Source organism: Paraburkholderia sp. FW306-2-2C-D06C (assembly GCF_058781505.1).
Genome location: NZ_JBYSWU010000032.1, coordinates 46538 through 61733 on the forward strand (window position 1 = coordinate 46538; position 15196 = coordinate 61733).

The window sequence follows — 15196 nt, forward strand, 5'->3', positions numbered from 1 at the left end:
AGATTGACGAATAGAGCGCGGTGCCGCGCCAGCGGCCCCAGCCAGCCTTGATCGACGTACGCGGCGCGAGCGGTTGACGCCGCCGCCTTTGCCGGGAGTTGTTGGAAACGCTCATGAGCGAAACACACGTCTCTTCAACCTCGTCCACCGCCGCGTCCTCCGCGGCGTCCAGCGGATCCCCCGCAAGCGTATTTCGCGTCGCCGCGCTGCAAATGGTCAGCACGCCGGATCGGGAGCGCAATCTTGCCGAAGCGGAACGGCTGATCGCCGAAGCCGCCGCTGACGGCGCGCAACTCGTCCTGCTGCCTGAATACTTCTGCTTCATGGGCTTCAAGGACACAGACAAGCTCGCCGTGCGCGAACCCTACCAGGACGGACCGATCCAGCGCTTTCTCGCCGATGCCGCGCGCCGTCACAAGGTCTGGGTGATCGGCGGCACGCTGCCGCTGATGGCGCCGGAAGCCTCGCGCGTGCTGAACACCACGCTGGTGTTCGACCCGCAAGGCGCCGAGGCCGCGCGCTACGACAAGATCCATCTGTTCAACTTCGAAAAGGGCGACGAATCGTTCGACGAGGCGCGCACCATCTGCCCCGGCGGCGAAGTCCGCACCTTCGAGGCGCCGTTCGGACGCGTCGGTCTGTCGGTCTGCTACGATCTGCGCTTTCCGGAGCTGTACCGGCGCATGGGCGACTGCGCGCTGATCGTGGTGCCGTCGGCGTTCACCTACACCACCGGCCGCGCGCATTGGGACATGTTGCTGCGCGCCCGGGCGGTCGAAAACCAGTGCTACGTGCTGGCCGCCGCGCAAGGCGGCAAACATGAGAACGGCCGCCGGACATGGGGCCACAGCATGCTGATCGACCCGTGGGGCGAGATCGTCGCGGTGCGCGACGAAGGCGCCGGCGTGGTGGCCGGCAATCTCGAGCGTGCGCGCATCGACGAAGTGCGGCAGAGCCTGCCCGCCTGGCGTCACCGCGTGCTGAGTTGACCGATCCAAGTTAAAACCCGACATTGAAACTGCGGCGCCGCCCACTCATATAGTGACCGTGGCGCTAACCGAATCCTTCGTATCGAGCAGAACATACTTCGCATGAATATCATCGAACCCGGTATCCGTAATCTCGCCACCGCCAAGGACATCCTCCTGACGCCCTACGGTCTCGACGAATCCCTGCTCACCCGCACGCTCGCCGAAATCTTCACGCACAAGATCGACTACGCGGACCTGTATTTCCAGTTGACGCGCAGCGAAGCGTGGAGTCTCGAAGAAGGCATCGTGAAGTCGGGCAGCTTCAGCATCGATCAGGGCGTCGGCGTGCGCGCCGTATCGGGCGACCGCACGGCTTTCGCGTATTCGGACGACCTGTCGCCCGAAGCGATCCGTCAGGCGGCCATCGCCACCCGCGCGATCGCCAAGGCAGGCGGCGGCAAGCAGAAGGTCAAGGTGGCGTCGTCGCTGACCGGCATCGCCGGGCGTGACCTGTACCTGCCGTCCGATCCGCTGCATTCGCTCGACGCCACCGCCAAGGTCAAGCTGCTCGAACGCATCGAACAGATGGCGCGCGGGCGCGACCCGCGCATCCAGCAAGTGATGGCAGGCCTCGCCGGTGAATACGACGTGGTGCTCGTGGCGCGCAGCGACGGCGGCTTTGCGGCCGACATCCGGCCGCTGGTGCGCGTGTCGGTTACGGTGATCGCCGAACAGAACGGCCGCCGCGAAATCGGCAGCGGCGGCGGCGGTGGCCGTTTCGACTACGGCTACTTCACCGACGAAGTGCTGTCGCGCTATGTCGACGACGCCGTGCACGCGGCGCTGGTCAATCTCGACGCCCGTCCGGCTCCGGCTGGCGCGATGACCGTCGTGCTCGGCCCGGGCTGGCCCGGCGTGCTGCTGCACGAAGCGATCGGCCACGGTCTGGAAGGTGACTTCAACCGCAAGGGTTCGTCGGCATTTGCTGGACGCATCGGCGAGCAGGTCGCTGCCAAGGGCGTCACCGTGGTCGACGACGGCACGCTGCCGAACCGCCGCGGCTCGCTCAATATCGACGACGAAGGCAACCCGACTCAGTGCACGACGCTGATCGAAGACGGCATCCTGAAGGGCTACATCCAGGACACGCTGAACGCGCGTCTGATGAAGATGCCGGTCACGGGCAATGCGCGGCGCGAGTCGTACGCCGCGCTGCCGATGCCGCGCATGACCAACACGTACATGCTCAATGGCGACAAAGGCCCGCAGGAAATCATCGCGTCCGTGAAGAACGGTTTGTACGCGGTGAACTTCGGCGGCGGCCAGGTCGACATCACGAACGGCAAGTTCGTGTTCTCGGCCTCCGAGGCGTACATGATCGAAAACGGCAAGGTCACCTACCCGGTCAAGGGCGCCACGCTGATCGGCAGCGGCCCGGAATCGCTCAAATACGTCAGCATGATCGGCAACGACATGAAGCTGGATTCGGGCGTCGGCGTGTGCGGCAAGGAAGGCCAGAGCGTGCCGGTGGGCGTCGGCCAACCGACGCTGCGGATCGACCGGATGACGGTTGGCGGCACGGCCTGATTTTCAGGTTCACGCATACTTCGTGCATTTCTCGAGCGAAATATGCGGATTTCCCGCATTTTTACACCCCTCGGGTTGCCAGCCGAGCCTGCGCGGGTTATAAAGTCACTCACCCTTTTTGACCAGCGACCTCATTTCGCCATGTCCGCCAAGTTTTACTTTTACTTTTTTTGGTATCTCAGACCGCTGGCGGATCGAGAGGGGTGTTAGTGCATGCAGGACACCAGGAATTCCCGAAAAACCGCCAGCTAGCCTGGCGGTTTTTTTTCGCCTCACGCTTTCGAAATTTTGTCTTTGAAACTTTATTGATTGTCGTCCGCTCTGGCATCGCTGCCCGATTGCTTTCTGATCGCAGCCTTCGTTGCCTGCGCGAACACGCTACGAACCGATTCAGGAGAACAACCATGCCCCCGCACAACACCGACGATGTCCGCATCCGCGAATTGAAAGAACTCACGCCGCCCGCCCACCTGATCCGCGAATTCGCCTGCGACGAAACGGTGTCCGACGTGATCTACAACTCGCGCACGGCGATGCATCGCATCCTGCACGGCATGGAAGATCGTCTGATCGTCGTCATCGGACCGTGCTCGATTCACGACACGAAGGCGGCGATGGAATACGCCGGGCGTCTGGTCGAACAGCGCAAGCGCTTCGCCGGCGAACTCGAAGTCGTGATGCGCGTGTACTTCGAAAAGCCGCGCACCACTGTAGGCTGGAAGGGTCTCATCAACGACCCGCACATGGACAACAGCTTCAAGATCAATGACGGCCTGCGCACCGCGCGCGAGCTGCTGCTGCGCATCAACGAACTGGGCCTGCCGGCCGGCACCGAATACCTCGACATGATCAGCCCGCAGTACATCGCCGACCTGATCTCATGGGGCGCGATCGGTGCGCGCACCACCGAGTCGCAAGTGCATCGTGAACTGGCTTCGGGGCTGTCGTGCCCGGTCGGCTTCAAGAACGGCACGGACGGCAACGTCAAGATCGCCGTCGACGCGATCAAGGCCGCGTCGCAGCCGCACCATTTCCTGTCGGTCACCAAGGGCGGTCACTCCGCGATCGTCTCGACCGCCGGCAATGAGGATTGCCACATCATCCTGCGCGGCGGCAAGACGCCGAACTACGACGCGGATAGCGTGAACGCCGCTTGTGCCGACATCGGCAAGGCCGGTCTCGCTGCGCGTCTGATGATCGACGCGAGCCACGCGAACAGCTCGAAGAAGCACGAGAATCAGATTCCCGTGTGCGCGGATATCGGCCGCCAGATTGCGTCAGGTGACGAACGGATTGTCGGCGTGATGGTGGAGTCGCATCTGGTCGCGGGCCGCCAGGATCTGCAGGAAGGCTGCGCGCTGACGTACGGCCAGAGCATCACCGATGCGTGCATCGGCTGGGACGAAAGCGTCGCTGTACTGGAAGGTCTCGCCGAAGCGGTCAAGCAACGGCGCGTGGCGCGCGGCAGCGGCAACTAAAAGTCCTGTGCCATTGCTGCAATGGGTTCAGCGAAAAACCCGGCTCACCGAGCCGGGTTTTTTGTTAGCCAAACGGGACTAATGGTGCTTCATGAACCGTCTCTGTACCGTAACAACTCATCGCCGGCTTGACCCGGCTGGATGTTGCGTATAAGATTTTGTACATGAAGGCGGCTATGGAGCAGGAAAAAGAAATTCGCTGGATGGGCTCCAGCTATCGCGATTTACTGGACTTTCCCGAAGAGCCGCGCCGTCAGGCCGGGTTTCAACCTGGCAAGATTCAGGCGGGTCTGGACCCTGACGACTGGAAGCCGTTTGATGCGATCGGCGCCGGAACGCGCGAGATTCGCATCAAGGAAGCGGACGGTATTTATCGTGTGATGTATGTGACAAAGTTCGTGGAAGCGTTGTACGTGTTGCACTGCTTTCAGAAGAAGACACAGAAGCTGGGGCCGCACGACAGGAACATTGCCGAAACGCGGTATCGCGCCATAGTCGACGATAGGAAAACTTAGCAAATGACGATCGACACAAAAATCCGTCACGTGACAAAGCCCGGTGCGAACCTGTTCCTCGAACTCGGCTTTTCCGCTGAAGAAGCCAGGCGGTTGCACGCTGCGTCGCAAAAGCAGATCAACGACACGCGGTTGCTCAAAGAACAGTTGATGACCGAGCTGTCCAACTGGATCGAGCAGCATCACCTCAAGCAGGCCGAGGCGGCAGAAATTCTGATGGTGTCGCGCCCGCGCGTGTCCGACGTGGTCAACAAGAAGACCACCAAATTCACCATCGACACCTTGGTCGAAATGATGAGCCGAATCGGCAAGCCGGTGACGCTCGCGGTCGGTTAAGGCGCATGGCGCACTCTCGAAGCGCGCTTCTCCATGCGCCTCGTCGTTTTATTGCACCGCGCCTGAACCGAACACTTCGGTGTGAATCCGCGCCGCGTCCACACCGAGCGCGGCCAGCGCGTCGCACTGCGCGCGCATGAACGGCACCGGCCCGCAGATGTAGTAATCCGCATCGGGCACGATCACCTTGTCGGCGATTTTCGCCACGTCGAGGCGGCCTTCGAAGTCGTAGTCGATACCGGCACGATCGCTCGCTTCAATGGCTTCGTAGAACACCGCACGCGTGACATTGGGATGCGCCGCGACCTTGTCGTTCAGCCACTGCCGGAACGCGTGCACGCGGCCATTGCGGCACGCATGCACGAAGGTCACGCTGCGGCCGCTCTGGTCGGCGAGCAACGTGGACAGCATCGAGGTCATCGGTGTCACGCCCACGCCGCCGCTCATCAGCACCACCGGCGTGGTTTTCTTGCGGTCGAGTGTGAAGTCGCCCATCGGCGCGCTGACATGCACCACCGCGCCCACTTCGACACCGTCGTGCAGCAGATTGGACACGTGACCCGGCGCCGTGTCTTCGCAGCCTGCTTCGCGCTTCACCGAGATACGCAGCCATTTGCCGTTCGGCGCATCCGACAGACTGTATTGCCGCGGCTGATCGACACCAAGTTCATCCACGAAGCGCTTCACGCTCAGATATTGGCCCGGCTCGAAGCCGCAAGCGGGCGAGCCGTCGGCGGGAGTCAGATAGAACGACGTGATTTCATCGCTCTCCACCTCCTTGCGCGCGACCTTGAACGGCCGGAAGCCGCTCCACGCAGCGCTTTCATAAAGCTTCGCCTCCGCGCCGACGAAAATGCCGGCGAGTTGCCCGTACGCGGCTTCCCACGCGCCAAGCGTCTCCTGATCGACCGCGTCGCCCAACACATCGACAATTGCGCCCAGCAGATGACGCCCCACGATCGGGTATTGCTCCGGCCGGATATTCAGGCTCACGTGCTTATGAGCGATTCGCGACACAGTCGGGCCCAACGCGCCGAGATTGTCGATATTGGCGGCATACGCGTACACCGCCTTCGCCAGCGTTTCCGGCTGGCTGCCACTCTTCTGGTGAGTCTGGTTGAACACGTTCTTCAACTCGGGATGGTGCGCGAACATGCGCTTGTAGAAATGCCGGGTGATGGTCGTGCCATGTTCGGCAAGAACGGGCACAGTGGCTTTGACGCGGGCAATCTGGTCGGCTGTGAGAGCGGTCATGGGCATTTCTCCTTAAAGATGCATTTACGATACCCTTTTAAGGAGATAATTTGACCCGGGCAGATTGTCACAGTCTCAAAAGTGGATGCGGGAAGCCGCTAGCCGGCGCCGCGCTCGTGCTGCCACAGCACATCGCTGCCGCCGTCCGCGCGATTGAGCACGCGCGCCAGCACGAACAACAGGTCGGACAGCCGGTTCACATACTGGCGCGGCGCGGCATTGATCACCTCCGCCTCGCCCAGTGCGACGATCGTGCGCTCGGCGCGGCGGCACACGGTGCGGCATACATGCGCAAGCGCCGCCGCGCGCGAACCGCCCGGCAGGATGAACTCCTTCAATGGCGGCAAGGTGGCGTTGTAGTCGGCGAGCCAGTCATCGAGCTGGCCGAGATGTTTGTCGGTAATCATCGTGTGGCCGGGGATGCAGAGTTCGCCGCCGAGGTCGAACAGGTCGTGCTGAATCGCGACCAGCGCCGCCCGTACCGGGTCGGGCAGTGTTTCGCACAGCAACACACCGAGGTTCGAATTGAGTTCGTCGACGTCGCCGATCGCGGCGATGCGCGCATTGTCCTTGCGCACGCGGCGGCCGTCGCCGAGACCGGTGGTGCCGTCGTCGCCCGTACGGGTGGCGATCTTGCTCAAGCGGTTGCCCATGATGTCTCCCATCCAGTTCAGTGACGATGCGTCCGCGCAAGACGCCGCGCTAACCACCGCGTTTATCCATATTGCGCGCATCGCGAAGTCGCCGCCATTATAGGATCGGCAGCCGGCCTCGATGCCGGCCCACGGGCGATCGGCGTAAAATGAAGCACAAGCAGCACAACAGCTCTGCCCCAATATCTGGAGACATGCGTGAATCATCCCGTGCCGCCGGCCCCGCTACGCCGGCCGTTTCCCGCCGAGTTGCTGACCGGGCTCAAAGCTGTTTTTGCCGAGCGTGTGTCGACCGCTGAGGCAGTGCGAGCCCATCATGGCCGCGACGAATCGCCGTTCGATCCCCAACTGCCCGACGCCGTCGTGTTCGCCCGCAATACCGAAGACGTGCAAACCGTCGTCCGGCTGTGCGGCCAGTACGAGGTACCGATCATCCCCTTCGGCAACGGCTCGTCGCTCGAGGGCCATCTGCTGGCGGTGCAGGGCGGCGTATCGATCGATCTGTCGGAAATGAACCGCGTGCTGTCGATCAATGCGGAAGACCTCACGGTCACCGTCGAGCCCGGCATCTCGCGCAAGCAACTGAACGAAGCGCTGCGCGACACGGGCCTGTTTTTTCCGATCGATCCGGGCGCGGACGCGAGCATCGGCGGCATGTCGGCCACGCGCGCCTCGGGCACCAACGCCGTGCGCTACGGCACGATGCGCGAGAACGTGCTCGGGCTGACCGTAGTGCTGGCCGACGGCCGCGTGATCAAAACCGGCACGCGGGCGCGCAAGTCGTCGGCGGGCTATGACCTCACGCGCCTGTTCGTCGGTTCGGAAGGCACGCTCGGCGTGATCACGGAAATCACCGTGCGCCTCTATCCGCAGCCGGAAGCGGTTTCGGCGGCGGTATGCACATTTCCGTCGATGGGCGATGCGGTGCGCGCGGTCATCGAAACAATCCAGATCGGCGTGCCGATTGCACGCGTCGAGTTCGTCGACTCGCTCGCGATCCGCTCGATCAATCGTCATTCGAATCTGACGCTGCGCGAGGCGCCCACGCTCTTCTTCGAATTTCACGGCACCGAGGCCGGTGTGAAAGAACAAGCCGAACTCGTGCAGGAGATCGCCGCGCAGAATGCCGGCGAAGGTTTCGAATGGGCGACCCGGCCGGAAGACCGCAGCCGCCTGTGGAACGCGCGCCACAACGCCTATTTCGCGATGCTGCAGCTGAAACCAGGCTGCCGTGCCGTCACCACGGACGTCTGCGTGCCGATCTCGCGCCTTGCGCAATGCGTGGTGGAAACGGAACAGGATCTGAAGGCGTCGCCGCTGCCCTGCCCGATCGTCGGCCATGTCGGCGACGGCAACTTCCACGTCGCGATCCTGATCGACCCGGACAAGCCGGAAGAACTCGTCGAAGCAGAGCGTCTGAACGAGCGCATCGTCCAGCGCGCGCTGCGCATGGACGGCACCTGCACCGGCGAACACGGCGTCGGCTTGCACAAGATGAACTTCCTGCTCGAAGAACACGGTGAAATCGCCGTCGATACGATGCGCTCGATCAAGCACGCGCTCGACCCGCGCAATCTGATGAACCCGGGCAAGATTTTTTCGTGGGCAGCTTGAGGCATCATCGGCGCGTGGTTAGCGCGGTCAAAGCGCCGTAGCCGCAGCCGCAGCCGCCGCTGAATTCAGGCGGCACGAAGGGTGACAAGCACGAGGAGACGAGTCACATGAACGCACCCGCTGAACTGACGGCCGAAGTTCTCGCCCAGCGCCAGCGCGAAGTCGTGCAGGCGCTGATGGCCGTGCTGCCGACCCACTGTCTGCTGTATCGCGAAGAAGACACCGTGGCCTACGAGTGCGACGGCCTCGCCGCCTACCGGCGGCTGCCGCTCGCCGTCGCGTTGCCGGAGACGGAATCGCAGGTGCAGCGCATTGTGCAGATCTGCCACCGGCTCGACGTGCCGATCGTGCCGCGCGGCGCGGGCACCGGCCTGTCGGGCGGCGCAATGCCGATCCGGCACGGCGTGGTGGTGTCGCTCGCGCGCTTCCGGAAGATCGTCGAAGTCGATTCATACGCGCGAACCGCGACGGTGCAGCCGGGCGTGCGCAATCTGGCGATTTCCGAGGCCGCCGCGCCGTACGGCTTGTATTACGCGCCCGACCCGTCGTCGCAGATCGCCTGCACGATCGGCGGCAATGTGGCGGAAAATTCGGGCGGCGTGCACTGCCTCAAGTACGGCCTCACCGTGCACAACGTGTTGCGTGTGCGCGCCGTGACGATGGAAGGCGACATCGTCGAATTCGGCTCGCTTGCGCCCGACGCGCCAGGGCTCGATCTGCTCGCGGTATTGATCGGCAGCGAAGGCATGTTCGCGATCGTCACCGAAGTCACCGTCAAGCTGATCCCCAAGCCGCAAACCGCACAGGTCATCATGGCCAGTTTCGACGACGTCGTGAAAGGCGGCGATGCGGTTGCCGGCATTATCGCGGCGGGCATCATTCCAGCTGGTCTGGAGATGATGGACAAAGCGGCCACGCGGGCCGTCGAAGAATTCGTCAACGCGGGCTACGACCTCGACGCGGCGGCGATCCTGCTATGCGAATCGGACGGCACACCCGAAGAAGTCGCCGACGAAATCGTGCGCATGACCGCGTCGCTGCGCGAACATGGCGCGACCCGCATCCAGATTTCGCGCTCGGAAAACGAGCGCTTGCGCTTCTGGTCGGGACGCAAGAACGCCTTTCCGGCCGCCGGCCGCATTTCACCCGACTACTACTGCATGGACGGCACGGTGCCGCGCCGCAGCATCGGCCCATTGCTCGCACGCATCGAAGTCATGGAAAAGAAATACGGCCTGCGCTGCATCAACGTGTTCCATGCCGGCGACGGCAACATGCACCCGCTGATTCTGTTCAACGGCAATGACATGGACGAATGGCACCGGGCCGAAACGTTCGGTGCCGACATTCTCGAAACGTGCGTCGAACTGGGCGGCACGGTGACGGGCGAGCACGGCGTCGGCATCGAGAAGATCAACTCGATGTGCGTGCAGTTTTCACCCGAAGAGCGGGACGCGTTTCACGCGGTCAAGCGCGCTTTCGATTCGCCCGGTTTGCTGAATCCGGACAAGGGCATCCCGACGCGCGCGCGTTGCGCCGAGTACGGCAAGATGCACGTACGCGGCGGCTTGCTGCCGCATCCGGAACTGCCGCGATTTTAAGCATTTTCGACCCGCCGACGCACTGCGCATACCTTGCGCCGGCGGCTCTTCGCTAGTCCCACCCTGATTACCCGATGCGGGTCCGCTCCGGGTTGCCAGCGAGCCCCCGCCCGGTACAATCAAGCGAAATACAACGAAGCGGGACACCATGGAAGAGGACGACATCGTCGCCGTTTGGTCCGAACGCGTGCGTTCGGCCAGCGCCGAAGGGCGCACGTTGCGCATCCGTGGCGGCGGCACTAAAGACTGGTACGGTCAAACGCTGGAAGGCGACATCCTCGACACGCGCGCTTATCGCGGCATCATCGCCTACGACCCGGCCGAACTCGTCATTACCGCGCGCGCAGGCACGCCTTTGCTGGAAATCGAGGCGGCGCTCGCCGAACATCATCAGATGCTCGCCTTCGAGCCGCCGCACTTCGGCTTGCAGGCCACCTTCGGCGGCTGCATCGCGGCGGGCATCGCCGGTCCGCGCCGGCCGGCCGCCGGCGCCGCGCGCGACTTCGTGCTCGGCGCGGTGATCATGAACGGCCATGGGCAAACGCTGCATTTCGGCGGCCAGGTGGTGAAGAACGTCGCCGGTTATGACGTGTCCCGCTTGATGGCCGGCTCGCTCGGCACCTTGGGATTGATCCTCGAACTGTCCATCAAAGTGCTGCCGCTGCCGCAGGCCGAAGCTACGCTCAAATTCGACATGAACGGCACCGATGCGGTCCGCAAGCTCAACGAATGGGGCGGCCGGCCCTTGCCGATCACAGCGAGCGCATGGCGTCACGGCACGCTGGCCGTGCGGCTGGCCGGCGCGGAAGCGGCGGTCAAGGCGGCGCGCACGGCGCTCGGCGGAGAGGTGGTCGATGCGGTCGAAGCCGAGCGCTTCTGGGCTGGCTTGCGCGAACAGACCGACCCGTTCTTTTCGGCAATCGCGCCGAAAGCCGCGCTGTGGCGCCTCGCGCTGCCGCCCATCACGGAGCCGCTGCAACTGCCCGGCGCGCAACTGATGGAATGGGGCGGCGGCCAGCGCTGGTGGATCACCGACACCGACGCGCAAACCGTGCGCATCAGCGCCAAACAGGCCGGCGGTCATGCCACCATCTTCCGCACCGGTCATGGCTACGATCGTGGCGCCGGTGTGTTCACGCCGCTGCCCGCCCCGCTGATGAAGATCCATCGCGGTCTGAAAGCCGCCTTCGACCCCGCCCGCATTTTCAATCGCGGCCGGCTCTACCCTGACTTCTGAGCGACGCGATGCAAACCAACCTCGCGGACTTCATTCGCAATACGCCCGACGGCGACGAAGCCGACGCCATCCTGCACAAGTGCGTGCATTGCGGCTTCTGCACGGCCACTTGCCCGACCTATCAACTGCTCGGCGACGAACTCGACGGCCCACGCGGGCGCATCTATCTGATCAAGCAGATGGTCGAGGGTGCGGAGGTCACGCGCAGCACCCAGCTCCACCTCGACCGCTGCCTGACCTGCCGCAACTGCGAGACCACCTGCCCGTCCGGCGTGCAATACGGCCGGCTGGTCGAGATTGGCCGCAAGATCACCGAAGAGAAGGTCACGCGCCCGTTCGGTCAGCGGCTGGTGCGCCGGCTGCTCGCGAGCTTCGTGCCGAACAGTGCACTGTTCACGCCGGTCATGCGCCTCGGCCAGCACGTCCGCCCCCTGCTGCCGAAGAAGCTGCGCGACAAGGTGCCGGCGCGGCAGCGTCCGCTCGAATGGCCGAGCGCGAAACATCCGCGCAAGATGCTGATGCTCGCCGGCTGCGTGCAACCGTCGATGATGCCCAACATCAACATCGCGACCGCGCGAGTGCTCGACGCGCTCGGCGTCGAAACGCTGGTGGCGCCCGAGGCCGGCTGCTGCGGCGCGATCCGCCTGCATCTGGGCTACAACGACGAAGCGCTCGACGACCTGCGCGCCAACATCGACGCATGGTGGCCGTACATCGAAGCGGGTGTGGAAGCGATCGTGATGAACGCGTCCGGGTGCGGCGCGACGGTCAAGGAATACGCGCATCTGCTGCGCAACGATCCGGCGTATGCGCAGAAGGCTCGCCGCGTCGTCGAATTGACACGCGATATTTCGGAGATCCTGCCGGAATTCGAAGAGACGCTGGTTGCCGTCACGCGCCGCCGCTCGATTCATACGGTCGCATTCCATCCGCCTTGCACGTTGCAGCATGGTCAGCAACTGCGCGGCAACGTCGAGCATCTGCTGGCGGCGCTCGGCATCGAAGTGCGCCTGCCCGCGGACAGTCACCTGTGCTGCGGCTCGGCCGGCACCTATTCGCTGACGCAGCCGAAGCTCTCGTACGCGCTGCGCGACCAGAAGCTCGAACGGCTGCTCGCGCAGGAGCCGCAGGTCATCGTGTCGGCGAACGTCGGCTGCATTGCGCATCTGCAAAGCGGCACGTCCACGCCGGTCGCGCACTGGATCGAACTGGTGGAACACATGCTGTCGGCCTGAAGCGCGTGCCGACGGCATGTGGCTCGCGGCATGCCGCAGCCGCCGCCTTTTCTTCTCACGCCCGGGACGCTTCCAGCCGCAGCGCGGCGCGGCGCGGCGACGTCCGTATAATCCGGTACATCGTCTTTCGCTGGACTTCCGGCTTCGTTCCATGCCCGATCTGATTCACAACCTCGAAGCGGTGCGGCAGCGCATCGCCCTCGCCGCGCAAGCCGCCGGACGCGACCCGCGTTCGATTGCCCTGCTCGCGGTCTCGAAGACGTTTCCCGCCGAAGCCGTGCGCGCCGCCTACGCGGCCGGCCAACGCGCGTTCGGCGAGAACTACGTGCAGGAAGCGATCGCCAAGATCGAGGCGCTGGCCGATCTGCGCGCGTCGATCGAATGGCATTTCATCGGACCATTGCAATCGAACAAGACGCGGCCGGTCGCCGAGCATTTCGACTGGGTGCATTCGGTCGACCGGCTGAAGATCGCGCAGCGTCTGGCCGAGCAAAGGCCGGACAAGCTGCCGCCGCTGAACGTGTGCCTGCAGGTGAACATCAGCGGCGAGGCGTCGAAGAGCGGCGTCGGCATCCCCGAGGCCATGGAAGTCGCACAGGAAATCGCCGCGCTGCCGAAGTTGCGCTTGCGCGGCCTGATGGCGATTCCCGAACCGGCCGGCGGCATCGATGAACAACGCGTACCGCATCGGCAGTTGCGCGAACTATTCGAGCGCCTGTGCGCAGACGGACTCGAACTCGACACGCTCTCGATGGGCATGTCGAGCGATCTGGAAGCCGCCGTGCTGGAAGGCGCGACGATCGTGCGCATCGGCACCGCTATCTTCGGCGCGCGAGATTACTCTAACTGACCCTTGCGGGCTCTTTGGACTCCCTCACGGGACCTCTTTCGGAACATCATGAAAATTGCTTTTATCGGCGGCGGCAACATGGCGGCCGCATTGATCGGCGGCCTCATCAAACGCGGCGTCGCGCCCGCTGACCTCTGCGCGATCGACCCCAACGAAGACGCGCGCAAGCGCAATGAACAGCAATTCGGCATTCGTACGGCCGCCGCCGCGGACGCCGCGCTCGCCTCGTACGACGCCGTCGTGCTGGCGGTGAAACCGCAGATTCTGAAGAGCGTCGCGCAAAGCCTCGCAGCGCATCTGAACGCGTCGCAACTGGCGATCAGCATTGTTGCGGGTATTCGCATGGACGACATGTCGCGCTGGCTGAACGGCCACACTCGCATCGTACGTGTGATGCCGAATACGCCGGCGCTGATCGGCATGGGCGTCGCGGGCCTGAGCGCCACCGCCAGCGTCGATGAAGCGGGCCGCGCGCTCGCCTCGCAGGTACTCGGCGCGGTCGGCGAAACTGTCTGGTTCGACGACGAAGCGAAGATCGACGCCGTCACCGCGATCTCCGGCAGCGGCCCCGCGTACGTGTTCTATTTCATCGAAGCGCTGCAGGAAGCCGCGCGCCAGCTCGGCATGGACGAAGCCCAAGGCCGCGCGCTGGCAGTCGCGACCTTCACCGGCGCGGCGCAACTGGCGGCGAACTCCGACGAGCCGCCGAGCCTGTTGCGTGAACGCGTGACGTCCAAGGGCGGCACCACCGCTGCGGCGCTGACCTCGTTCGACGCAAGCGGCATCAAGGATGCGATCGTGCGCGGCGTGCTCGCCGCCGACGCGCGCGCCAAGGAAATGGGCGACGAGTTCGGCAAGCAGTAAGCGTTTCGGCGCAGTCAGCAGTCAGCAGTCAGGCGGTCCGCTGAAGGACGCCGTGCCCCGGTTCAGGCCGAGGCGGCGTCCGCAGCGCAAACCTATGAGCAATGGCGCCCACCCAATAGACGTGTAGAAAAACTAGAACGAAGCCGCCGCGTAATGCGCGGCAATACCGGCGAACAACGCGCCCCCGAGCCAGTTGTTATGGCGGAACGCTGCGAAACACGGCATGCGCTCGCGGTTGCGGATCAGCGTGTAGTGATAGATCGCGCAACCCGCCGCCGCCGCCCATCCCAGCCAGTACAGCACGCCGAAACCGAGCATCACGCCGATGCCGACGTAAATTCCCAGCGTGACCGCATAGCAGAGCATGATCGCCAGCACGTCGAAGCGGCCGAAGGTCAGCGCGGACGTGCGGATGCCGATCTTGATGTCGTCGTCGCGATCGACCATTGCGTATTCGGTGTCGTACGCGACCGACCAGAACACGTTCGCCAGCAGCATCACCCACGCGAGCAGCGGCACGTGGTCCTGAACCGCCGCGAACGCCATCGGAATACCGAAGCCGAACGCAATGCCGAGGTAGGCCTGCGGAATCGCAAAGAAGCGCTTGGTGAACGGATACGAGCCGGCGACAAACAGCGCCGCCACCGACAACTCTTTTGTCAGCGTGTTGAGCGGCAGAATCAGCAGAAACGCCAGCAGCGACAAACCGGCCGCCAGCGCTACCGCTTCCCACGCCTTGATCTTGCCCGACGTGATCGGACGGTTTTCGGTGCGCTTCACATAGCGATCGAAATCGCGATCCGCGTAATCGTTGATCGCGCAGCCCGCCGAGCGCATCAGCACCGTACCCACCGTGAAGATCACCAGCAGCGGCCATGAAGGATGGCCGTCAGACGCGATCCACAGCGCATTGAGCGTGGGCCACAGCAGCAGCAGGCTGCCGATCGGCTTGTCCATGCGCACGAGGCGCAGATACAGGGGAAGTCGGGCGAACATGTGCG

General features: G+C 63.9%; 14 protein-coding genes. 11 read left to right on the top strand and 3 right to left on the bottom strand.

Annotated features, from left to right (window positions below; translation table 11 throughout):
• The first annotated feature begins 113 nt into the window (after positions 1-113).
• From AC3WLT_RS23000 to AC3WLT_RS23020, 5 genes are all read left to right on the top strand, one after another.
• Positions 114-989, top strand: a complete 876-nt coding sequence (locus tag AC3WLT_RS23000; protein ID WP_492593986.1) for a carbon-nitrogen hydrolase family protein — start codon at positions 114-116, stop codon at positions 987-989.
• A 102-nt stretch (positions 990-1091) separates the two neighbouring features.
• On the top strand, positions 1092-2558 hold the full coding sequence (gene tldD / locus AC3WLT_RS23005; RefSeq protein ID WP_492593987.1) for a metalloprotease TldD: 1467 nt from the start codon (positions 1092-1094) through the stop codon (positions 2556-2558).
• Positions 2559-2962: 404 nt separating this feature from the next.
• The gene (gene aroG, locus AC3WLT_RS23010; protein WP_115103789.1) at positions 2963-4036 is read left to right on the top strand and encodes a 3-deoxy-7-phosphoheptulonate synthase AroG; all 1074 of its coding nucleotides are present in this window, start codon (positions 2963-2965) and stop codon (positions 4034-4036) included.
• Positions 4037-4212: 176 nt separating this feature from the next.
• Complete coding sequence (locus AC3WLT_RS23015) at positions 4213-4551, top strand: type II toxin-antitoxin system RelE/ParE family toxin (RefSeq protein WP_492593988.1); 339 nt, start codon at positions 4213-4215, stop codon at positions 4549-4551.
• A 3-nt stretch (positions 4552-4554) separates the two neighbouring features.
• The gene (locus AC3WLT_RS23020) at positions 4555-4887 is read left to right on the top strand and encodes a helix-turn-helix domain-containing protein (RefSeq protein ID WP_492593989.1); all 333 of its coding nucleotides are present in this window, start codon (positions 4555-4557) and stop codon (positions 4885-4887) included.
• A 48-nt stretch (positions 4888-4935) separates the two neighbouring features.
• On the opposite strand, the gene hmpA is transcribed toward AC3WLT_RS23020, so the two are convergent.
• Both hmpA and AC3WLT_RS23030 read right to left on the bottom strand, forming a co-directional pair.
• A complete protein-coding gene (gene hmpA / locus AC3WLT_RS23025; RefSeq protein WP_492593990.1) occupies positions 4936-6141 on the bottom strand; it encodes an NO-inducible flavohemoprotein in 1206 nt (401 codons plus the stop codon).
• Between the two features lie 98 nt (positions 6142-6239).
• The gene (locus tag AC3WLT_RS23030; protein WP_492593991.1) at positions 6240-6794 is read right to left on the bottom strand and encodes a cob(I)yrinic acid a,c-diamide adenosyltransferase; all 555 of its coding nucleotides are present in this window, start codon (positions 6792-6794) and stop codon (positions 6240-6242) included.
• A gap of 198 nt (positions 6795-6992) precedes the next feature.
• Between AC3WLT_RS23030 and AC3WLT_RS23035 the strand changes: the two genes are divergently transcribed.
• From AC3WLT_RS23035 to proC, 6 genes are all read left to right on the top strand, one after another.
• On the top strand, positions 6993-8408 hold the full coding sequence (locus AC3WLT_RS23035) for an FAD-linked oxidase C-terminal domain-containing protein (RefSeq protein WP_492593992.1): 1416 nt from the start codon (positions 6993-6995) through the stop codon (positions 8406-8408).
• A 107-nt stretch (positions 8409-8515) separates the two neighbouring features.
• Positions 8516-10009, top strand: a complete 1494-nt coding sequence (locus AC3WLT_RS23040) for an FAD-linked oxidase C-terminal domain-containing protein (RefSeq protein ID WP_492593993.1) — start codon at positions 8516-8518, stop codon at positions 10007-10009.
• A 148-nt stretch (positions 10010-10157) separates the two neighbouring features.
• On the top strand, positions 10158-11246 hold the full coding sequence (glcE, locus tag AC3WLT_RS23045) for a glycolate oxidase subunit GlcE (RefSeq protein WP_492593994.1): 1089 nt from the start codon (positions 10158-10160) through the stop codon (positions 11244-11246).
• A gap of 8 nt (positions 11247-11254) precedes the next feature.
• The gene (glcF, locus tag AC3WLT_RS23050; RefSeq protein WP_492593995.1) at positions 11255-12481 is read left to right on the top strand and encodes a glycolate oxidase subunit GlcF; all 1227 of its coding nucleotides are present in this window, start codon (positions 11255-11257) and stop codon (positions 12479-12481) included.
• A gap of 151 nt (positions 12482-12632) precedes the next feature.
• Positions 12633-13331 carry a YggS family pyridoxal phosphate-dependent enzyme gene (locus AC3WLT_RS23055; RefSeq protein ID WP_492593996.1) on the top strand — a complete coding sequence of 233 codons (699 nt, stop codon included), beginning with the start codon at positions 12633-12635 and terminating at the stop codon, positions 13329-13331.
• A 48-nt stretch (positions 13332-13379) separates the two neighbouring features.
• The gene (gene proC, locus AC3WLT_RS23060) at positions 13380-14195 is read left to right on the top strand and encodes a pyrroline-5-carboxylate reductase (RefSeq protein WP_492593997.1); all 816 of its coding nucleotides are present in this window, start codon (positions 13380-13382) and stop codon (positions 14193-14195) included.
• A gap of 132 nt (positions 14196-14327) precedes the next feature.
• On the opposite strand, the gene ubiA is transcribed toward proC, so the two are convergent.
• Positions 14328-15191 carry a 4-hydroxybenzoate octaprenyltransferase gene (ubiA, locus tag AC3WLT_RS23065; RefSeq protein WP_492593998.1) on the bottom strand — a complete coding sequence of 288 codons (864 nt, stop codon included), beginning with the start codon at positions 15189-15191 and terminating at the stop codon, positions 14328-14330.
• Positions 15192-15196 lie beyond the last annotated feature (5 nt).